Source organism: Bifidobacterium scaligerum, from assembly GCF_002802865.1.
GTDB lineage: Bacteria > Actinomycetota > Actinomycetes > Actinomycetales > Bifidobacteriaceae > Bifidobacterium > Bifidobacterium scaligerum.
On record NZ_PGLQ01000001.1, the window covers coordinates 1 to 20348 of the forward strand.

The following is a 20348-nucleotide window of genomic DNA, read 5'->3' on the forward strand; positions in this document are numbered from 1 at the left end:
CTCGATAGGGTGTGGGAGAGTAGCACGCCGCCGCATTATTCTTGTGAGGGGGAGCCTGTACAGGCTCCCCCTCTTTTCATATTCCGCACGCTCCTATGCGCGGGTCTTGGCCCGGCAGAGGGGACGGACACTGCCAAAGACCTACCGACTCCATGTAGAGAAAACCAATGAACCGTTCATCCAATTAATTGCAACTGATTGATAGCAGGCCAATTAATTGGATGAACGGTTCTAGCTTATTGTGCAAGCCTTATCAGAAATCGAAGTTGTCCGGGTCGGCACCATTGCGCTTGCCGGTGTTCAGCGCGGTGACCGCAGCCATATCCTCAGGCGTCAAGTTGAAGTCGAACACATCAAAGTTCTGCTTGATACGTTCGGCGTGCATGGACTTCGGCAGCACGACGATGCCGCGCTGGACATGCCAACGAATCACCACCTGAGCGGCGGACTTGCCGTATTTCGCGCCGATCTCAGCAAGCACCGGCTCGCCCAACAGGTTGCCGCCGGTGCCACCCAGCGGACTCCATGCCTCAGTATGAATGCCCTTGCCGGCAAGGAAATCAATCAGCTCCTGATTGGTGAACTGCGGGGAGGACTCAATCTGATCGACCGCAGGCACCACATCGCTGTTCTTCAGCAGCTCCTCAATATGGTGCTGCTGGAAGTTGCTCACACCAATCGCCTTGGCGCGGCCGGACTGGTAAATCTCCTGCAGATCATCCCAAGCCTGCTGCCAACCGTCCGTCGGCCAATGAATCAGATACAGATCCACATAATCCAGCCCCAAACGATCCAAGCTTTCCTGGAATGCATCCAAGCCACGGTGAGCGCGAATGTCATCATTCCAAAGCTTGGTAGTCAGGAAGAAATCTTCACGCGGCACGCCGGCACGGCGAATGCCTTCGCCTACGGAAGCCTCGTTGCGGTAGATCATCGCCGTATCGATGTGACGGTAGCCGTTCTCCAGTGCCGTCTGCACTGCATTGATGGTGGTTTCGCCATCAGGAGTCTGGAATACACCCAAACCAACCTGAGGAATCACCGTGCCATTGTTGAGGGTAATCGTCGATTGAATCGCCATAATGCCTCGCTTAACTCAATGTCAATACGTTCCTGAGCTATTCTACGAAGCAGAACAGCTGAACAAAGCAACATCAGCAGATAGCTGATGAAATGGTTGTGACGCGTCATTGTCTCATTGCCAGTGCGACTACTCCTCAGTCCGCTTTGCTCGGACAGCTCCCCTGACAGGGGGGAGCCGAGGAGATGTGACGTTTACGTGGCACAGTGATGCGGGCATACAGGAAGAGGTTGGCTTATGCGATATGTTGCAGCATTTGATTCGGGAACCACAGCACTGAAAGGTGCGCTGGTGGCTGAAGACGGACAGATCGTTGCCAGTGCCAGCAGTGATTTGACACTGATTATCAATCGTGATTTCCGCGAGCAGGATCCACATGAATGGTGGCAGGCATTCTGCAAGGTATCCCAAGCGATGCTGGCGCAAGCACAGGAATATGATCCCGGGTTCAGTGCCATGCAGATTGCCGGCATCATCTTCAGCGGACAGATGCAGGATGTCATCGCGTTGGATGCCAAGTTCCAGCCGGTATGTAATGCGATCCTATATTCAGATGGTCGTGCTGATGCTGAAGCCGAGCAGCTCGGCAATGCGTATCAAGGTGGTGCGGCACGATTCTTGGAGACCGTGGGCAATCGGCTGGAAGGATGCCTGCCATTGCCGAAGCTCATGTGGTTGCGCGATCATGAGCCTGACCTGTTCGCACGTGTGCACCATGTGCTGATCAGTTCGAAGGATTATCTCATCGCACAGCTGACCGGTACGTGCATTGGTGATGTGGCGGCATGCTCAACAGCCGGCGCCATGAACATTCGCGAAGGGCAATGGAATACGGAACTGTGTGAAGCCGCAGGCATCGATATCGCGGTACTGCCTGAGCTGCATAAGCCACAGGACCGCATCGGCGCTGTGACTGCAGCGGCTGCGGCACTTACTGGATTTGCCACCGGCACTGCGGTATATGTCGGCATTGGCGACGCCGGTGCCACCACATTTGCCAGCGGTGTTGCCCAGCCCGGACAATACAACATCAATATCGGCACATCCGGTTGGATTGCCACCGTATCGCCCGATCCGTTCGCCAATAAGCCTGGCGCTGCGAACCTGAAGTTCGGCGTGGCATCAGGATTCGTGAACGCGGTGCCGTTCCTCAATGCCGGTGACGTACACAAATGGGTGACCGGCGTATTCGCCGGCGGCGATTATGCCGAGGCACATCAGTTGATTGCCTCGTCGACGCCCGGCGCCAACGGCGTGCTCTGCCTGCCGTACTTGGTGGGGGAGCGGTTCCCGGTGATGAACGCGACAATTCGCGGTGCCTACGTTGGCATCACGCCGGACACCACGCAAGCGGATATGGCACGAGCGGCACTGGAAGGCGTGGCGTTCTCGATTCGGCAAGGCATGGAAAGCTTTGCCGCCGCGCCGGTCTCCATATCCCTGATCGGCGGCGGCGCTCGCGAAAGCGCATGGTGTCAAATCCTTGCCGACGTGCTGGCCCATCCCATCGACGTATATGCCAACGCCGATATTCTGCCGGCAGTGGCGCTCGCTTCGCTGGTATTCAGGCATCCCGATTTGGTCGAGAATATCGCCGAAACCACAACCTACGTGCCAAGCCCAGCAGCCGTACGTGCATACGACGAATGTTATGTGAGGTTCCTCAAGCTATATCCGACTTTGCGGAATATGCGTTAACGACAAATATGGGCAGTATTAATGAGCATGGTGCATAAACGTATTATCGTCACAGGATTGGTTCAAGGCGTCGGTTTCCGGTATTTCGCGGTAATGCAGGCTCGCAAACTCGGCGTTGCCGGATGGGTGTGTAATCGTCGAGACGGTTCCGTCGAGGCTGATGTGCAGGGAAGCCGTGAATCCGTGGAAGACTTTGTGTTGGCAATGCGGCAAGGGCCTCGGTGGGCTGAAGTGGAACAGGTAAAGATAACCGATATGGCAGTAGATAATGGTATGCCAAGTAGTTTTTCTGTTCATGCTGACTGACGAAACAGCGTGATATCTCACGATACGGGTGAAAGTGAGCGTTTCAAGGCGCTTCGTGGCTTTACGTTGCTACGATGAGGCGTTATGAGCGAGAACATCATGCGAATTATCGACCTTCGTGGTCAAAAACTGTCCCGCGCCGAACTGCTGGCCGCGATGCCGCGTGCCGCAATGGGCACTTCCGAAGCCACTGATCTGGTGCGTCCGATTCTTGAGGATGTCAAGGAGCGCGGTGCCGCCGCCCTGCGTGACTTCGAGGAGAAATTCGATCACGTGCGCCCTGAGCACCTGCGTGTGCCGGCTGAAGCCATTGCCGATGCGCTGACCACGCTCGACCCCGAAGTTCGCGCCGCCATCGAGGAATCCGTGCGTCGCGCCCGTGCCGTGGCCGCCAATCAGGTGCCGAAGGACTTCCACACGGATCTGGCTCCCGGCGCTCGCGTTGCCGAACGTTGGATTCCGATTCAGCGTGTTGGCCTGTACGTGCCCGGTGGCAAAGCTGTCTACCCGTCTTCCGTGATCATGAACGCCGTGCCGGCGCAGGCTGCCGGCGTCGAATCCCTGGCCATCGCTACCCCGCCTGCCCGCGATAATGACAAGGGTCTGCCGAATAAGACCATCCTCGCCACCTGCGCCATCCTCGGCGTTGACGAGGTGTACGCGGTCGGCGGTGCACAGGCCATCGCCATGTTCGCTTACGGTGCCAAGGGCAGCGAACCGCAGGACGGCGACGTGTTGTGCGATCCGGTTGACAAGATCACCGGCCCGGGCAATATTTTCGTCGCCACCGCAAAATCCTTGGTCTCCGCATTCGTGGGCATTGATGCCGTGGCCGGCCCCACCGAAATCGGCATCATCGCAGACAAGACCGCGAATCCGAGCCTGCTTGCCGCCGATCTGATCGGTCAGGCCGAGCATGACGAGCTCGCCGGTTCCGTGCTCTTCACCGATTCCCCTGAGCTCGCTGAGAAGGTTCAGGAGAACCTCAACTACCGTGTGCCGAAGACCGAGCATGCCGAGCGCGTACACACGTCCTTGTCCGGCACCCAGTCCGCCATCGTGCTGACCGATGGTCTTGATCAGTCCATCGATGCCGCCAACGCGTATGCCGCCGAACACTTGGAAATCCAGACCGAAGACGCGGATGCTGTAGTCAAGCGCATCAAGAACGCGGGTGCCATCTTCCGCGGCCCCTATTCTCCAGTGCCGCTGGGCGATTACATGTCCGGCTCCAACCATGTGCTGCCCACCGGCGGCACTGCTCGTTTCGCTGCAGGCCTCGGTGTGCACACGTTCATGAAACCGGTCGAAGTTATCGAATACGACGAAGAAGGCCTGAAGGCTCTTGCCGCACGTATCAACGCCTTCGCCGTTTCGGAGGATCTGCCCGCTCATGGCGAGTGTGTGCTGAGTCGTTTCGTGAAGGATCCGTACGACAAGGCCACTCTGCGCGAGCAGGAGATTGAAGCCGGCCTGCGCTGAACCGACTTGAGACAGTTATATCTTGGCTCCTCTTACTGGAACACCGTCATCAGGCAAGCAATGAGATTGTGATGATGATGCACCACAAGAGGAGTCAGGAATATGAAAGGTAATGGGAAGAGCAATGACTGAAGCAACGAACGCGATTCCGGCAAATCTGCCGCTGCGCAACGATCTGATCGGCGAGGAACCCTACGGCGCGCCGCAGCTCGACGTACCGGTGTGCCTGAACGTCAACGAGAATCCGTATGCGCCAGATCCGGCGGTATGTGAGACCATCGCCAAGCGTGTGCTGGAGATTGCGCCGACGCTCAACCGTTACCCCGACCGTGAGCATATCGCCTTGCGACAGGCATTCAGCGACTATTTGGCCCGCGAATCCGGCACCCGTCTGGATGTGGATGAGCTGTGGGGTGCCAATGGTTCCAACGAGATTATGCTTCAGCTGTTCCAGGCATTCGGCGGCCCGGGCCGTACCGCCTTGGGTGCCGACCCCACCTATTCCATGTATCCGGAATATGCGCGCGACACATTCACCGGTTGGAAATTGGCGCATCGCAACGCTGACTTCACGCTGAACGTGGACAAGACCATCGAGGCCATTCACGAGGTCAAGCCCTCCATGGTGCTGCTCACCAGTCCGAACAATCCGACTGGTACCCCGTTGCCGATGGAAGACATTGAACGTATTCTTGCCGCTTGCGAAACTGCGGAAGTGGCTGGAGCGCCCGAAGGCGTACATCCGATTCTGGTAATCGATGAAGCGTATGTCGAGTTCCGCAAGCCCGGTACGCCAAGCGCGGTTTCCCTGATCAAGGACCATCCGAATCTTGCTGTCAGTCGAACCATGAGCAAAGCGTTCGCTTTTGCCGGCGCGCGCGTAGGCTACCTGGCTGCGTCCAAAGGCATCATCGACTGCGTGCGTATCGTGCGTATGCCGTATCACCTGTCCGCCGTAACCCAAGCCGCTGCTTTGGCTGCTTTTGAACATACCGACGAACAGCTGAGCCGCGTGGAACACTTGCGTGAAACACGCGAAGCCACGGCCGAATGGCTCAAGGCACAAACGTATAAAGGACAGTCGCTCGAAGTGGCCGAATCCGGATCAAATTTCCTGCTGTTCGGTGGTCACTTCGACGATCGCGACGCTATCTTCGACGAACTGCTCAAACGTGGCGTGCTCATCCGTGTGGTGGGGCCCGATGGCTGGCTACGCGTCTGCATGGGCACCGACGAGGAGATGGAACAGTTCCGCAACGCGCTTGCTGAAACGTTGCGTATCGTCGAGGCCAAGTGACTCAAGCCTGCTCGGGTCCAGGCGGAAAGCCATGGCACCCAAGTTGCAGGAGACCAACGGCCTGATGGACTGCGGCAGGCGTTTGATGGGTGGGTTCTTCAGCATGCATTGTCCGCTGCCTTTCCGCTGCCGCTACATATCGAATGATCTTTACAAGAAGGAGGGATGACATGGCGCGCACCGCACATATCGTCCGTGAAACCAGCGAATCGCATATTGATCTCGAACTGAATCTCGACGGTACCGGGCAGACCGACATCGACACCTCGGTGCCGTTCTATAACCATATGATGACCGCGCTCGGTAAGCATTCGCTGATTGATCTGAAGATCCACGCTCATGGCGACACCGATATCGACGTGCATCACACCGTGGAAGACACGGCCATCGTATTCGGCGAGGCACTCAAGCAGGCTTTGGGAGACAAGCGCGGCATTCGTCGCTTTGCCGATGCCACCGTGCCTTTGGATGAAGCGCTCGCCAAGGCTGTGGTGGACATCTCCGGCCGCCCCTACTGCGTGTGCAGCGGCGAGCCGGAAGGTTATGAATACTGCATGATGGGCGGTCATTTCACTGGCTCATTGGTGCGTCATGTCATGGAGTCCATTGCGTTCCATGCCGGTATCTGTCTGCACATGCAGGTGCTTGCCGGCCGTGACCCGCATCATATCGCCGAAGCTGAATTCAAAGCCTTGGCGCGCGCATTGCGTTTCGCCATTGAGCCCGATCCCCGTATTGAGGGACTGATTCCCAGCACCAAGGGGGCTTTGTGATGTCCGCAAACGACGATGATATCAACAGCAGTGGTGTCGGCAGCGGCTCTGATTCGGAATTCAATGCAGACGATGAGTCGCATTTCTCCGACGAGGAGCTGGAGGCGGCTTTGGCTGGTTTCGAGCAGGAATTCGCTGATCAGTCGGCATCAGAACAACCGTCGACACAAGCCGATTCCCAAACTGGGGATGCCGCATCTGATACGACCGATGCTAGCGCGGATGACCTCGATGCCGCGTCAGTGGCAGACGCTGTCAACGAGGCCATGGCCGATGTGGTGGACCCCTCGGATGGTTTTGAAAACGAGTTGGCCGGATTGCTCGGCAACCGGGCAAAAACCGCATTGCTGGTTACACGTGTAGCTTCCGCAGATCTGCTGGCCGCGTTCTGCCAGCTGTCGGATATCGCCGCATCCTGCATCGGTTCCAATCAGGGGGCCGTCGCGGTGTTGAAGAATCTTGATGGTGACGGCCCTGAGGCCGCAGCCAAGGATTTGACCACTGTCGTTTCCGGTATGGCGGTTATTTTGGCAGTCAATCGTGCCGACAAACTTGAAGTGACCATGTATGTGCAGGGTGAAGCTGGGCAAAGCTTTGCGCCGCCGGTGCTGTTTACCTCCACTCCTCGGTTCGTGGAGGATCTGATGTTGGGCATAGTGACATTGCCTCAGCTGAGGACCCAAGGATTCGAAGTAGTGGATTCCGCAAGCCTGAGTCATGATCAAGCTATGCAGATTCTGGCTGACCATACCAAACGTGGTCGTGGCGGACGGGGCAGCCGTATCGAGTAGTGCTGCATCGATTCCGTAAGCTTTGCAGACTCTATGGATGGTAAGAATTCTACGGATCTTGCATATTCACGCTGACCAATCAATCGGATAATTATTCTGCTGCGTTGTCGAACATACGTTGACGATTACAGCAGACTACGAACACGAAGAGAAAGGCACCAAGACAATGACCACGGCTGTTGTCTTCGATTACGGTTTCGGCAACGTGCGTTCCATGGTGCGTGCGCTATCCAACTTGGGAGTGGACACCACACTCACCTCTGACTACCGTCAGGCACTTGAAGCCGACGGACTGGTGGTGCCCGGAGTCGGCGCGTTCGCGGCCTGCATGGATGGCCTGAAACAAGTGGATGGAGATCGGGTGATCTACGATCGCATCCGTGCCGGCCGACCGGTACTCGGTGTGTGCGTGGGTGAACAGATCATGTTCGAACATGGTCATGAACATGGTGCCGATGCCGAAGGCGTAGGCCTGATCGGTGGCTCAGTCGATTTGCTGGATGCCGATGTGGTGCCGCATATGGGCTGGGATACCGTTGACGCGGCCCCCGGCTCCGTTCTGCTCAAGGGCGTGGAACAGGAGCGATTCTACTTCGTGCACTCATATGCCGCGATGGCAGTGAGTGCCGCGGATACCGCTCGATTCGAGATCGATTTCGCAGACGCGACGGAGCATGTGAGCTGGTGCGAATATGGACGTTCGCGTTTTGTCGCCGCCTATGAGCATGGGCCGTTGTCCGCCACGCAGTTCCATCCGGAAAAATCCGGAGATGCCGGCGCTCAACTGCTGAAGAATTGGATCGCTACGTTCTGATCGATCCAGCTGCTGTGTTTGCCGAAAACCGTGCGGTGGCGCTTGAGTCAATGCAGCGGTGATATGTGATTGTTCGTGATTGTTACAGAAGTACAGAAAGGTTGTTCTCATGTCTTTGACGCTGCTCCCCGCCGTTGACGTTCGCGATGGCAAGGCCGTGCGCCTTCGTCAGGGCGAATCTGGCTCCGAAACCGATTACGGTTCACCGTTCGAGGCGGCTCGTACGTGGGTTGAGGCCGGTGCCGAGTGGATTCATCTGGTTGATCTGGACGCTGCTTTCGGTACAGGCAACAACCGTGACCAGCTGCGTGAGATCGTGCATGAACTGGGTGACAAGGTCAACATCGAACTGTCCGGTGGCGTGCGTGACGATGATTCGCTGGAAGCTGCTCTGGAGGCGGGTGCCGCTCGCGTGAACATCGGCACGGCCGCATTGGAGAATCCGGATTGGACCGCGTCGGTGATCAAGAAGTATGGTGATCGCGTGGCTGTCGGCCTCGATGTGCGTGGACATACGTTGGCCGCACGCGGCTGGACCCGTGAAGGCGGAGATCTGTTCGAAACCATGAAGTTCCTTGACTCCGTGGGCTGCTCGCGCTATGTGGTGACCGACGTGGCCAAGGACGGCATGATGTCCGGTCCGAACATCGAACTGCTGCGCGAAGTGGCTGAACGTACCGACGCCAAGGTGACGGCATCCGGCGGCATCTCAAAGCTTGATGATCTTCAAGCCATTAAGACACTGGCCGATTTGGGCGTGGACGCAGCGATTCTCGGTAAATCCTTGTACGCTCGTGCCTTCACGCTGCAGGAAGCACTGGAAGTGGCGAAGTAAAACTACAGTGCCGATACATTCCCTCAATTTGTCGGCGTTTGAAGCCTCCTGAAGTTATTGGCGCGGTAAATTCTCGAAATGGTCCCTATGTTCGAGAATTTACCGCGTTGAACGGCCGTTAGCGCAATAAATTCTCGCGCAGTGGGCTGTTTCCGAGAATAAGTTGCGCTGAGCAACCGTCAGTGCGGTAAATTCTCGAAAGGACCTTTTCCTCTCGGGAAACCATGTGTCAGGACTCCCAACTACCACTATTTGGCGCACGGCAGCTCGCCGGATTTGATGAGCTTCTTGAATACTGCGTAATCCTCGTCATTCTGCTCGGCGTAGCTCACCGCAAACGAGGCGATGGCTTGGTCGAACTCATCGGTGCCGCCCATGTAATTGGCGATGGCGATGGAATCGCCGGTGCGGGCATGCGCATGAGCCAGCGACCAAGCGCACATGCGCGACAAATCACTTAACCCCGAAGCGTTGAGATTGTCGATGTTGATCGATCCCTTGCCGTTCCACAGCTGACGCACGTAATAATCGCGTTTACGGCCATCCTCGGCGATGAAGCTCGACCATCCGAGCAGTACATCGGCGGTATTCTGAATCAGTTTTTGCCCCTGCACCACACGCTCGCCATGTGTGGCGTAACGGGAAGCACCGCAGTAATGTTCAAGCACGGAATATGTGGCTTCCTTCATCTGCAACATCATCGGATCGTTGATATCGCGGGCGATCCATACCGACGTCCATGCGCGCTGACCAACCGAGCCGACGCCCACCACCTTGCGGGCGGAGTCCTGATACCGCAGATGGTCGAACACCATTCGGCGGTCGTCGTACAGGGAATGCTTATAGCTTTCGAGCAGAGTGCTGATACGTGCCTGCAGCGCCTCGGGATCGGCATACTCCTGCAGCTCGTTGATCGGCACCAACTCCGGAGGATTGGACTTGAACCGTAGCTTGCCGCCCTCATACCGGCATAGCTTGGCGGCCGCCGCATCGTTATCCTTCAGCAATGCCTTCATCGCGGCTTCTCGCAATACGGGGCTGCGTTTGGAACCACTGGTTTCGAACCGATCCAATGTTTCCTCAACATCCAGATGCTCATACCAGGCATCCAGATAGTCCATTTCGGAGAACCATTTCATGCGCTCGCGGTATGTGCGTACGCATTGCAACACCGCGGCACGGCGATCTTTGGTCTTCAACTTATTGGCCCGCCCGCAAATCTCCACGGAAACAGCCAAGCGTTTCAAATCCCATTCCCACGGTCCGATGGCGGTTTCGTCGAAATCATTGATGTCGAACACCAGACGGGCGGAAGGAGAACGGAAGATGCCGAAGTTGCCGATATGCGCATCGCCCACGCACTGCACAGGAATGCCGGTAACCGGCGTGGAAGCCAGATCGTTGGTCATGATAAGCACCGTGCCGCGGTAGAACGTGAACGGGCTTACGCTCATGCGCTTATAGCGCAATGGAACCAATTCCGGTACACGAATTGCGGACTGTTCCTCCAGCAAGCTGATGGCTTCACGCCGGCCTTCGCGCACCTGCCAGATGGCATGTGATTCCAGCGGTGCCGAGTTACGCGCCGCAATGCCGGCTCGCGAACGGTCGCGAGGATTAACAGCCTGCTTCCAGCTGGTCACATCAATGGGTGGGTTTGCGGACGGGGCCAGATGATCTTCGCTCATAATCTATAACTGTAACGCCGAACAGTTGTGATAAGACACTGGAGCCTCTGATGCCGAGAATTCGGTGTACAGTACACGCCTTGATACGGCAACAGAAGACGCTTGCATGAAAGGTTGAGCGAAAGAGAGCACAGGACAAGCGTGAGATGTTAACGCTGAACGTAACACGACTATGGAACCATAGGCAGTTATGGATAAACAGCAGGAGTTTGCGCTGCGCACGGTCGAAGAACGCGACGTGCGCTTCATTCGTCTTTGGTTCACGGATGTGTTGGGAACATTGAAGTCCGTGGCCATCGCGCCAGCTGAACTGGAGGCCGCATTCGAAGAGGGGCTTGGTTTCGACGGTTCCGCCATCGAAGGCATGACCAGAATCTCCGAAGACGATATGATCGTTCAGCCCGATCCCTCCACGTTCCAGATTTTGCCTTGGCGTGGCGGTCCGCAAGGTACCGCGCGCATGTTCTGCGATATTCTGACCCCGGACGGCGAGCCTTCGCTCGGCGATCCTCGTCACGTGCTGAAGCGTGCGCTCGCCAAAGCCAAGGAAAAGGGGTTCACGTTCTACGTGCACCCGGAAATCGAGTTCTATCTGTTCGAAAGTCAGGACGACTGGTCCAAGGCTCCCACGCCGATTGATGAGGGCGGCTACTTCGATCATGTGCCGCGCAGCCCAGGCATGGATTTCCGTCGTGCCACCGTGAACATGCTCGAACAGATGGGCATCTCGGTGGAGTACTCGCACCATGAGGCGGGCCCCGGCCAGAACGAGATCGATCTGCGGTATGCAGACGCGCTCACCACGGCCGACAACATCATGACTTTCCGTACGGTGGTCAAGGAGATCTCGCTGGAGCGCGGCATCCATGCCAGCTTCATGCCCAAGCCTTTGGCCGACGCTCCCGGCTCCGGCATGCACACGCATCTGAGCTTGTTCGAGGGGGATTCCAATGCCTTCTATGAGGCCGGTCAGGAATTCAACATGTCCCTGACGGCCCGTCAGTTTGCGGCCGGCATCCTCTACCATGCTGCGGAAATCTGCGCCGTCACCGATCAGTACGTCAACTCGTACAAGCGTCTGTGGGGCGGCAACGAGGCACCGAGCTACATTTGCTGGGGCCATAACAATCGTTCCGCTTTGCTGCGCATCCCGCAGTACAAGCCGGGCAAGGGCAACTCCGCGCGCATGGAGTTCCGTGCGCTCGATCCGGTGGCCAACCCGTATCTGGCGTACTCGGTGCTGCTGGCCGCCGGCCTTGATGGCATCGACAAGCAGATGCAGCTGGGCGAGCCCACCAGCGATGATGTCTGGGAGCTCACCGACGGCGAACGTCAAGCCATGGGCATCCAGCCGTTGCCGCGTTCGCTGGACGAGGCGTTGAAGGTTATGGAGAAGTCCGATTTCGTGGCGGAAGTACTCGGTGAGCATGCCTTTGGCTACTTCCTGGACAACAAGCATCAGGAGTGGGAGGAATACAACCAGCAGGTCACGCCGTTTGAGTTGAAGAAGTATCTGCCTAGGTTGTGACCGGCCTGCCCTTTGGCCAAACCGATATTTGGTCAAACCGATACCATGCGATGTGAAGTGGCTCTCCTCGGATACTGAGGAGAGCCACTTCACATATAGGCCGCGGACCCATGCTGCGGACTCGTTTTCATCTACGGGAGGGGCTGTTGGAGGGGGCGGGGCTATCAGCGTGTCTCCGGCGCAGCGTTTGTAGACGTTGGCGCATACCATGCAACTCGGTAAACACGAGCACTGAAGGAGCCTCTACCATGGCCAATACGCAGACGCCCGCATCCGAGGCACCGCATGGCGACGTGCGCGAGGATCGATTCTTCACACTGCCGGTCAACATTTTGATCTTCGCTAGCTTCATGCTCGGCATGAGTGAGTTTGTGGTTGTCGGCATTTTGCCGGATATTGCGGCGGGACTTCAGGTTTCCGAGGTGACGGTCGGCAATCTAGTGGCCATTTTCGCATTCGTATACGCGCCGTGTACGCCGCTCGGATCGGCATTAAGCGCTCGATTCCCTCGGTTCGTTACCTATCTGACACTGATGAGCGTATTCCTTCTCGGCAATGTGCTGTGCGCGTTCGCTCCGAACTATCCGGTGTTGCTGATCGCCCGACTGATCATCGCATCCGTTTCCGGCACGTTGGTGGCCATCGCCATGACATTCGCACCGGATGTGACGCATGAGCGCTACCGCACCAAATTCATCGCATGGGTGTTCTCGGGATTCTCCATCGCCTCCGTAGTGGGCGTGCCGATCGGCACGGCCGTGGCCAATGCGTTCGGGTGGCGCTGGACCTTCCATATCATCAATCTGCTGACCGTGGTGTTGCTGATCGCGATGTTCACCGTCCTGCCGCGCAACAGCCATATCGTACAGGTGGGATTCCTTTCCCAGTTCCGCTTGTTCTTCGATCGACGTATTCATCTGGGCGTGCTGGCCGTAGTGTTCGGTGCCGCGGCCAGCTACGTGTTCTATACGTATCTGACGCCGATTATGCGCGACGAAGTACATCTGCCCGAGCAGTATGTCAGCCTTGGCCTGGTGATCTATGGCGTGGCTTGTCTGTGCAGTAACCTGACCGCCGGAAGACTCGCCGAGCATGGCAGGGGAGTGGAGCCATTGTTCCACTTGCGCTGGGTGTATCTGATCCATGCGGTATTGCTGTGCTCGCTGGCGCTGGTCCATTGGATTCCACTGTATGGCGCGGCCCTGCTGGTGGTTCTGGGTCTGCTGATGTACCACTTCAACGCTTCGTCTCAGGTGCTGTACATGGATGTGGCCGCACAGTCCCACCCTGGTTCGATGAATCTCGCCTCGTCACTCAATTCAATGTCCTTCAACATCGGCATCGCCGTCGGTTCGGCTGTGGGCGGTCTGGCGAACGACCATCTGGGATTGACTTGGCTGGGGCCGGTGGGCGCTGTATTCGCGTTGCTGGGTATGGTCGTCACCATGGCGATGCGTCCTTATGTGGGGCATCATCTGGAACGTTGACGCGAGTCGTGCAGGTGAGTCAACGCATATGCCGGTAAAGTAGCGGGCATAAACAGCGTTGTTATGCAGGTGAAAGGCGTTCCCCATGGTCAATATATCGGATGTGGCCCGGGCAGCGGGAGTTTCGAAGGCGACCGTATCGTACGTATTGTCGAACGACCCGAGAATCACCGAACAGACGGCGAATAAGGTTCGCAAAGCGGTCAAGGAACTGGGGTATACGGTCAATCATGCGGCACGTGCGTTGTCCGCGAACGAAACCAAAACGTTCGGCATTGTCTCTCCGGCCTACCACAGCAATTATCTTTCGGGGCTGTTCGGTCTGCATGTGTATTTGATGTCGGAATGCGCGGCACAATATGGTTACGATACGTTGTTCATCGGCAACGATGATGGTGCCGAGGCGATGCTCAAGGCATGGAATTCCCGCAAGGTGGATGGATTCATTCTGATGGATGTGCGCGATGACGATCCTCGTATGCGCATCGCCGCGAAAATGAACATGCCGACCGTGGTGTTCGGCTCTCCAAAGGATTCTTTTGGCCTTGATGTCGTTGATTCCGATTTCGTCAAAGAATCGGAAAATATCATCGATTTTCTGGAGTCGGAAAACCATGCCGAAATCACGTTGGTGCTGTGGTCGAAGCAGATTTTCAAACGTCGCCTGGGCTTTGCGTTGCGCTTTTATGATTCGATAATGGCCATAGCCGATCGTCACGGGCTTGTCGTGCATGCAGTCAGCCCGGATGATGACAACGCCGATCCGACGCAGATCATCGAACAGGCTCTGGATGCATACCCGCAATCCACGGCGATGGTGATTTACAACGAGCCCGCCACCATAGTCGGCCCACGTACATTCGCGCAATTGGATATCAGAGTGCCCGATGATTTACGCGTGGTCACCGTGTTCCCCAAGCAGCTGGTCACTACGATGAAAATACCGTTTGCCGCGGTGCAGACCGACGTCGGGCAGCTGGCGAAGGCATCGATGCAACTGCTGATGTCACGGGTCGCCAATCGCGACGCGCCGAAGGCTGAGGTGTTGTTTGATTTTCCTCTAGTGATTGAGCCATAACGGGTTTAGCGCTAACAGTCGCCGGCGGCAATGGTTAATTCGTTACACTAATTTGCGTTTGGATGATTCGTGGTGTATATTTAGTAACTGTTGAACCGGTTAAACGAAATCAGGACAAGCGTTCGAGCTCTATGCGATTGTTCTGGAAATATTGTTGCACGCAGTGTTGCGTGGCGATGAAAGGAATCAAGAGATGACCAATTCAACTTCCCGTCGTGCCCTTGCTTTCGTGGTCGCGGCCGCCGCCGTGATGAGCTTGGCCGCCTGCGGCGGTTCCTCGTCTGCCAAGGATGACAAAACCATCGAATTCTGGGATCCGTACCCGCAGAAGACGGCCGACAGCTCCTGGCAAGCCTTCGTGGAGAAGTGTGCTCCCGACGGATACACCGTCAAGCGTGTCGGCTACGCGCAGTCCGATCTGCTGAACAACCTCACCACTGCCGTGAAGGCGAACAACGCCCCTGAAATCGCGCTCATCGATAACCCGAAGATGCCGACTGCCGTCGATGCCGGTCTGGTCACGGATATCAAGGCCGCCGGCGTGGACGTTTCCGGATACGACGAAAACATCGAAGGCCCGGGCATCGTGGACGGCGTGCAGTACGGCGTCTCCTATGGTTCCAATGCCCTCGGCCTGTACTACAACCCGACCGTGTTGCAGAAGGCGGGTGTGGACCCGGCCTCCATTACCGATTGGGATTCCCTCAACGCCGCAATCGAGAAGGTCGTGAACGCCGGATTCAAGGGCATCACCTTCGCCGGCATCTCCGGCGAGGAAGGTACCTTCCAGTTCCTGCCCTGGTTCTGGGGTGCGGGCGGCAAGCTGGCGGACGCTTCCGGTTCCACCGCCGAGCAGGATGCACTTGATCTGGTCTCCGGCTGGGTGCAGAAGGGCTGGGCTCCGAAGTCCGTGGCTACCGACAACCAGTCCGCTGCATGGGATCTCTTCCTCACCGGCGAGTACGGCTTCTCCGAGAACGGCTCTTGGCAGGCTGAATCCGCAGCCCAGGAAGGCTACGAGATGATCCCGATTCCCGGCAAGGATGGCGGCGTCGCCCCGGTGCCGACCGGTGGTGAGTTCATCACCATCCCCACCCAGAAGAACATGAGCGACGAGAAGCTGGCCGCAACGGTCAAGGTCATCGAATGCCTCGTGGACGGCGACAACCTCAAGTCCCTGAACGACGAAATGGTCTACTTGGCCGCCAAGAGCGATGTGCGCGCCGAGCAGGTCAAGGAGAACGAGGTGTGGAAGCCGTGGGTCAAGATCGTGGAAAGCGCCTCTGGCCGCACCACTGACGTTGGCCTCAAGTACGAGGACATCTCCGCTCAGCTCTCCGAGGATCTGCAGGCCGCTCTGAACAAGGCCTGATCCTCAAAGGCCGGAGCAATCCGGCCGGTCCACCATCTTTCTCTCTTCCTTTCTCCTTCCTCCTCCGGGTGCCCGGCTCCGAGCCGCTTCCTCTAGCCGGTGCCGGGCACCTTCCTTGTTCACGTCACTGACGACGTTCTCTTGTTCGGATTCTTTTCCGTTTTTCGATTTTTGTTTCACGATAGGCGGCATAATGTCAACCACACAAACGCATGCGCCCAAGCCGGCCAAGCGCATCAAACCAACCACTTGGGCGGCCATCGGATTCGCCGCTCCGCTCATCATCTACATGCTGGTGTTCTATGTCTCCCCGTTGGTCCAGAACATCTCGATGAGCTTGCACCGTTACACCCGTCGTACCTTCGTCACCGGAGAAGCTCCTTGGACCGGACTTGACGTCTACAAAGAGGTCGTGTCCACCCCTGAATTCTGGACCACGCTGCGCCAGACCCTGATCTTCGTGGTGCTTTCCATCGTGTTCCAATACTCGATCGGTTTGGCTTTGGCCGTATTCTTCAACCAGAACTTCAAACTGTCCGCCGGTTTGCGCGGTGCGTTCCTCGTGCCGTGGCTGTTGCCGCCGATGATCTCTGGCACCATCTGGCAGTGGATGATGGACGCGGACAGTGGTCTGGTCAACAACCTGCTCGGTGTATTCGGATTGGATCCGGTCTGGTGGCTGCAGGCCGACAAATCCCTATGGGCCGTGATCATCGCCAACATCTGGCTGGGCATTCCGTTCAATCTCGTGATCCTCTACTCCGGTTTGCAGAACATCAACGGCGATCTGTACGAGGCGGCTTCGTTGGATGGCTGCAACGCATGGCAGCGTTTCTGGAAGATCACCTTCCCGCTGCTCAAGCCGGTTACGATGATCACCCTCCTGCTCGGCTTCGTCTACACGCTACGCACCGTGGACATCATCTGGATCATGACCAAGGGCACCGGCACCTCCCGCACGCTGGCCACCTGGGCCTATGAGATGGCCTTCGGCAAGGGCACTTCCGCAACCATCAAGTATTCCGAAGCCTCCGTGGTCGGCACGATCCTGATTCTGGTGGCGCTCGCCTTCGCCCTGATCTATCTGTGGGCGCAGGGCAAAGAGGAAGAGAGGTAATCGACATGCAGCATCGTTCAACTTGGTGGAAAACCGCAATCGGCATCGTGCTGACGCTGATCATGCTCTTCCCTGTCTACTGGATGATCAATATCTCCTTCACCCAGCGTCGCTCCATCCGCTCCGGCGACCTTGTCCCGATGGACTTCACGCTGGACAACTACACCGCCGCGTTCAACTCGCAGCTGCCATACCTCGGTACGTCACTGATCATCGCGCTCGGCTGTGTGATCGTGACCCTGCTTATCGCCCTTCCTTCCTCGTATGCACTGGCCATCCTGCATATCAAGGGGCGTAAGACCCTCAACTTCCTGCTGATCGTAGCCCAGATGATTCCCGCCGTGGTCATGGCGCTCGGCTTCTACCAGATCTTCAGCGATCTGAATCTGCTGGACACCCTGCCCGGCCTGATCGTCGCCGACTCCACCATCGCGGTGCCGTTCGCGGTGATGCTGCTGACAGGATTCATGACCGGCATGCCGCGCTCGCTGATCGAAGCCGCGCAGATCGACGGCGCATCCCAGTGGACCGTATTCACTCGAATTGTGATTCCGCTGAGCCGCAACACCATCGTCACCACTTCGCTGTTCAGTTTCCTGTGGGCATGGAGCGACTTCATGTTTGCTTCCACACTTGATTCCGGCGGCGGCAAGATGCGCCCGATCACGATGGGTATCTACGACTTCATCGGATCGCAGAATCAGGAATGGGGCCCGATGATGGCCACGGCCGTGCTGGCTTCGGTGCCTACCGCACTGCTGCTCATCGTGGCTCAGAAATATGTGGCTGCCGGTGTGACCGCCGGTGCCATCAAGGATTGATAACATGGGATGCGAGCTGAATTTGAGGCTCGCATCCATATAGACAAACACGACAACGTCATCATATCGATAACGTCAAAGGAGACTTACATGACACTGCTTACCTTCCACACCGACGGCCATGCCCTGACTTGGACCGGCGACGGCGAATACCTGCGCATCGAACCGTGGGGCGACGATTCGATCCGTGTTCGCTCGGCGCAAATGCACGAGGTGGAGAATCCCGAATGGGCGCTGCTGGATAACCCGAAGCAGGATCCCGATGCCGTATCGGTGCATATCGATGAGGAACATTCCACCGCCGAGCTGCGCAATGGCGGTATCGTGGTCAAGGCTGAGGCCTCTTACGATGTTTACGGTGGTGCGGGCTATGAGGAACCTCGTTGCGAGCTGAGCTTCTTCAAGGCGGATGGCACGCCGCTGTTCCGCGAATCGGCGCGCGGTGGTTCGCTGGACTTGCATGCCCGCCGGTTCAAGCCGATTATCGGCGGCGATCACGCCGTGACGGTGTCGTTCGAGGCACCGACAGATGAGCGACTGTACGGTATGGGTGAATACCAGCAGAACGTTATGGATCTGAAGGGATGCACGCTGGAACTCGCCCATCGCAATTCCCAGGCATCCGTGCCGTTTGTCGTCTCTTCAGCTGGCTACGGCTTCCTGTGGAACAATCCGGCTGTCGGCTCGGTGACCTTCGGCAAGAACCGCACCGAATGGAAGGCTGACGCCACCAGACAGATCGACTACTGGATCACCGTGGGCTCTACGCCGGCCGTGATCATGGAACACTATGCGGACGCCACCGGTCATGCGCCTGTGATGCCCGAATGGGGCTTGGGCTTCTGGCAGTGCAAGCTGCGCTACTGGAATCAGGAGCAGCTGCTTGAAGTGGCACGCGGCTTCAAGAAGCGCAACATTCCGCTGGACCTCATCGTCATTGACTTCTTCCACTGGCCGTACATGGGCGACTTCCGCTTCGAGAAGGAATTCTGGCCCGATCCGAAGGCCATGTGCGACGAACTGCACGAGATGGGCGTCAAGGTCATGGCCTCCGTGTGGCCGCAGGTCGCCATTGCTTCGGAGAACTACGCCGAGATGAAGGCGAACAATCTGCTGGTACGCGCCGACCGAGGACAGGACATCGGCATGATGTTCGAAGGCCCCAGCCAGTTCTTCGATGCCACCAACCCGGCAGCCCGCGACTATGTGTGGAACAAGTGCCGAGCCAACTACGCTGACCTGGGCATTGACGCATTCTGGCTGGACGAGGCTGAACCTGAATACGGCACCTACGATTTCGAGAATTATCGTTACTATGCCGGCCCCAACCAGCAGGTGGCGAATGTCTATCCTCGTGAATACAACCGCGGCTTCTATGAAGGGCAGGCGGCATACGGACGTACGGACGAGATCGTCAACCTGACCCGTTGCGCCTGGGCCGGTTCCCAGCGCTACGGCGCTCTGGTCTGGAGCGGCGACGTCGGCTCCACTTTCGCCGATTTGAAGGCGCAGATCACCTGCGGCATCCACATGGGCATGGCCGGCATCCCGTGGTTCACCACCGATATGGGCGGCTTCCACGACGGCGACATCAACAGCGATTCGTTCAAGGAACTGCTGGCCCGCTGGTGCCAGTTCTCCTGCTTCTCCCCGGTGATGCGCAACCACGGCGATCGCTCGGCACTCCAGCCGGACGGCACGATGAAGGAGACCATCACGAACGCCGCCGGTGAGCATCGTTCTCCCTCCGGCGCGGACAACGAGCCGTGGAGCTATGGTGAGGACATCGAACGCATCATGGTCAAGTTCATCAACGTGCGTGAACGTCTGCGTGACTACATGCGTGAGCTGTTCGCCGAAGCCCACGAGAGCGGGCATCCTCTGATTCGTGGCCTGTTCTTCGAATTCCCGAACGATGCCGCCGCCGCGGATATCGCCGACGAATACATGCTCGGAGCGGATCTGCTGGTCGCTCCCGTGGTCGAGGAAGGCGCACGCTCCCGCGAAGTGTACCTGCCCGGCGACGGCGAGACAAGCTGGACTGACCTGCGTGACGGCGCCGTGTACGCCGCCGGCCAGACGATCACGGCGAATGCGCCGCTCGACTCGGTGCCGGTGTTCGCACGCAACGGCCATGATCATGGACTTGCAGGAGCACTGTAAACCACCTTCAGATCGCT

17 protein-coding genes are annotated in these 20348 nt (G+C 57.5%); 15 read left to right on the top strand and 2 right to left on the bottom strand.

The features are described from left to right. Positions 1 to 253: 253 nt before the first annotated feature. A complete protein-coding gene (locus CUU80_RS00005; protein WP_100495325.1) occupies positions 254 to 1081 on the bottom strand; it encodes an aldo/keto reductase in 828 nt (275 codons plus the stop codon). Between the two features lie 237 nt (positions 1082 to 1318). Between CUU80_RS00005 and CUU80_RS00010 the strand changes: the two genes are divergently transcribed. From CUU80_RS00010 to priA, 8 genes are all read left to right on the top strand, one after another. Then, entirely contained in the window at positions 1319 to 2779 is a 1461-nt protein-coding gene (locus CUU80_RS00010; protein WP_100495326.1) for a xylulokinase, read from the top strand. A 21-nt stretch (positions 2780 to 2800) separates the two neighbouring features. Next, positions 2801 to 3085 carry an acylphosphatase gene (locus CUU80_RS00015; protein WP_100495327.1) on the top strand — a complete coding sequence of 95 codons (285 nt, stop codon included), beginning with the start codon at positions 2801 to 2803 and terminating at the stop codon, positions 3083 to 3085. A gap of 84 nt (positions 3086 to 3169) precedes the next feature. Then, the gene (gene hisD, locus CUU80_RS00020) at positions 3170 to 4567 is read left to right on the top strand and encodes a histidinol dehydrogenase (RefSeq protein ID WP_165775760.1); all 1398 of its coding nucleotides are present in this window, start codon (positions 3170 to 3172) and stop codon (positions 4565 to 4567) included. A 124-nt stretch (positions 4568 to 4691) separates the two neighbouring features. Next, entirely contained in the window at positions 4692 to 5864 is a 1173-nt protein-coding gene (locus CUU80_RS00025) for a histidinol-phosphate transaminase (RefSeq protein ID WP_100495328.1), read from the top strand. A 170-nt stretch (positions 5865 to 6034) separates the two neighbouring features. Continuing rightward, positions 6035 to 6637 carry an imidazoleglycerol-phosphate dehydratase HisB gene (gene hisB, locus CUU80_RS00030; RefSeq protein WP_100495329.1) on the top strand — a complete coding sequence of 201 codons (603 nt, stop codon included), beginning with the start codon at positions 6035 to 6037 and terminating at the stop codon, positions 6635 to 6637. Beyond that, complete coding sequence (locus CUU80_RS00035; RefSeq protein ID WP_100495330.1) at positions 6637 to 7428, top strand: hypothetical protein; 792 nt, start codon at positions 6637 to 6639, stop codon at positions 7426 to 7428. Before hisB ends, CUU80_RS00035 begins: the two co-directional genes overlap by 1 nt. A 166-nt stretch (positions 7429 to 7594) precedes the next feature. Continuing rightward, positions 7595 to 8242 carry an imidazole glycerol phosphate synthase subunit HisH gene (gene hisH / locus CUU80_RS00040; protein ID WP_100495331.1) on the top strand — a complete coding sequence of 216 codons (648 nt, stop codon included), beginning with the start codon at positions 7595 to 7597 and terminating at the stop codon, positions 8240 to 8242. A gap of 109 nt (positions 8243 to 8351) precedes the next feature. Then, positions 8352 to 9077 (top strand): bifunctional 1-(5-phosphoribosyl)-5-((5-phosphoribosylamino)methylideneamino)imidazole-4-carboxamide isomerase/phosphoribosylanthranilate isomerase PriA, encoded by a 726-nt coding sequence (priA, locus tag CUU80_RS00045; protein ID WP_100495332.1) that lies wholly within the window; start codon positions 8352 to 8354, stop codon positions 9075 to 9077. 248 nt (positions 9078 to 9325) lie between these two features. On the opposite strand, the gene CUU80_RS00050 is transcribed toward priA, so the two are convergent. Then, positions 9326 to 10765 carry a DUF2252 domain-containing protein gene (locus CUU80_RS00050; RefSeq protein ID WP_100495333.1) on the bottom strand — a complete coding sequence of 480 codons (1440 nt, stop codon included), beginning with the start codon at positions 10763 to 10765 and terminating at the stop codon, positions 9326 to 9328. A gap of 190 nt (positions 10766 to 10955) precedes the next feature. Between CUU80_RS00050 and glnA the strand changes: the two genes are divergently transcribed. From glnA to CUU80_RS00085, 7 genes are all read left to right on the top strand, one after another. Continuing rightward, entirely contained in the window at positions 10956 to 12293 is a 1338-nt protein-coding gene (gene glnA / locus CUU80_RS00055) for a type I glutamate--ammonia ligase (protein ID WP_100495334.1), read from the top strand. 248 nt (positions 12294 to 12541) lie between these two features. Then, the gene (locus tag CUU80_RS00060; RefSeq protein ID WP_100495335.1) at positions 12542 to 13780 is read left to right on the top strand and encodes an MFS transporter; all 1239 of its coding nucleotides are present in this window, start codon (positions 12542 to 12544) and stop codon (positions 13778 to 13780) included. An 85-nt stretch (positions 13781 to 13865) separates the two neighbouring features. Next, complete coding sequence (locus tag CUU80_RS00065) at positions 13866 to 14858, top strand: LacI family DNA-binding transcriptional regulator (protein ID WP_100495336.1); 993 nt, start codon at positions 13866 to 13868, stop codon at positions 14856 to 14858. Positions 14859 to 15051: 193 nt separating this feature from the next. Then, positions 15052 to 16230 carry an ABC transporter substrate-binding protein gene (locus CUU80_RS00070; protein WP_100495337.1) on the top strand — a complete coding sequence of 393 codons (1179 nt, stop codon included), beginning with the start codon at positions 15052 to 15054 and terminating at the stop codon, positions 16228 to 16230. A gap of 193 nt (positions 16231 to 16423) precedes the next feature. Continuing rightward, entirely contained in the window at positions 16424 to 17347 is a 924-nt protein-coding gene (locus CUU80_RS00075; RefSeq protein ID WP_100495338.1) for a carbohydrate ABC transporter permease, read from the top strand. A gap of 5 nt (positions 17348 to 17352) precedes the next feature. Continuing rightward, entirely contained in the window at positions 17353 to 18168 is an 816-nt protein-coding gene (locus CUU80_RS00080; RefSeq protein ID WP_100495339.1) for a carbohydrate ABC transporter permease, read from the top strand. 90 nt (positions 18169 to 18258) lie between these two features. Further along, positions 18259 to 20331, top strand: a complete 2073-nt coding sequence (locus CUU80_RS00085; protein ID WP_100495340.1) for a glycoside hydrolase family 31 protein — start codon at positions 18259 to 18261, stop codon at positions 20329 to 20331. Positions 20332 to 20348 lie beyond the last annotated feature (17 nt).

What these genes read in the sequence shown, in the direction of transcription:
- CUU80_RS00005 (WP_100495325.1), bottom strand. Translation starts at nt 1,081, where the DNA reads ATGGCGATTCAATCGACGATTACCCTCAACAATGGCACGGTGATTCCT.
- CUU80_RS00010 (WP_100495326.1), top strand. Translation starts at nt 1,319, where the DNA reads ATGCGATATGTTGCAGCATTTGATTCGGGAACCACAGCACTGAAAGGT.
- CUU80_RS00015 (WP_100495327.1), top strand. Translation starts at nt 2,801, where the DNA reads ATGAGCATGGTGCATAAACGTATTATCGTCACAGGATTGGTTCAAGGC.
- hisD (WP_165775760.1), top strand. Translation starts at nt 3,170, where the DNA reads ATGAGCGAGAACATCATGCGAATTATCGACCTTCGTGGTCAAAAACTG.
- CUU80_RS00025 (WP_100495328.1), top strand. Translation starts at nt 4,692, where the DNA reads ATGACTGAAGCAACGAACGCGATTCCGGCAAATCTGCCGCTGCGCAAC.
- hisB (WP_100495329.1), top strand. Translation starts at nt 6,035, where the DNA reads ATGGCGCGCACCGCACATATCGTCCGTGAAACCAGCGAATCGCATATT.
- CUU80_RS00035 (WP_100495330.1), top strand. Translation starts at nt 6,637, where the DNA reads ATGTCCGCAAACGACGATGATATCAACAGCAGTGGTGTCGGCAGCGGC.
- hisH (WP_100495331.1), top strand. Translation starts at nt 7,595, where the DNA reads ATGACCACGGCTGTTGTCTTCGATTACGGTTTCGGCAACGTGCGTTCC.
- priA (WP_100495332.1), top strand. Translation starts at nt 8,352, where the DNA reads ATGTCTTTGACGCTGCTCCCCGCCGTTGACGTTCGCGATGGCAAGGCC.
- CUU80_RS00050 (WP_100495333.1), bottom strand. Translation starts at nt 10,765, where the DNA reads ATGAGCGAAGATCATCTGGCCCCGTCCGCAAACCCACCCATTGATGTG.
- glnA (WP_100495334.1), top strand. Translation starts at nt 10,956, where the DNA reads ATGGATAAACAGCAGGAGTTTGCGCTGCGCACGGTCGAAGAACGCGAC.
- CUU80_RS00060 (WP_100495335.1), top strand. Translation starts at nt 12,542, where the DNA reads ATGGCCAATACGCAGACGCCCGCATCCGAGGCACCGCATGGCGACGTG.
- CUU80_RS00065 (WP_100495336.1), top strand. Translation starts at nt 13,866, where the DNA reads ATGGTCAATATATCGGATGTGGCCCGGGCAGCGGGAGTTTCGAAGGCG.
- CUU80_RS00070 (WP_100495337.1), top strand. Translation starts at nt 15,052, where the DNA reads ATGACCAATTCAACTTCCCGTCGTGCCCTTGCTTTCGTGGTCGCGGCC.
- CUU80_RS00075 (WP_100495338.1), top strand. Translation starts at nt 16,424, where the DNA reads ATGTCAACCACACAAACGCATGCGCCCAAGCCGGCCAAGCGCATCAAA.
- CUU80_RS00080 (WP_100495339.1), top strand. Translation starts at nt 17,353, where the DNA reads ATGCAGCATCGTTCAACTTGGTGGAAAACCGCAATCGGCATCGTGCTG.
- CUU80_RS00085 (WP_100495340.1), top strand. Translation starts at nt 18,259, where the DNA reads ATGACACTGCTTACCTTCCACACCGACGGCCATGCCCTGACTTGGACC.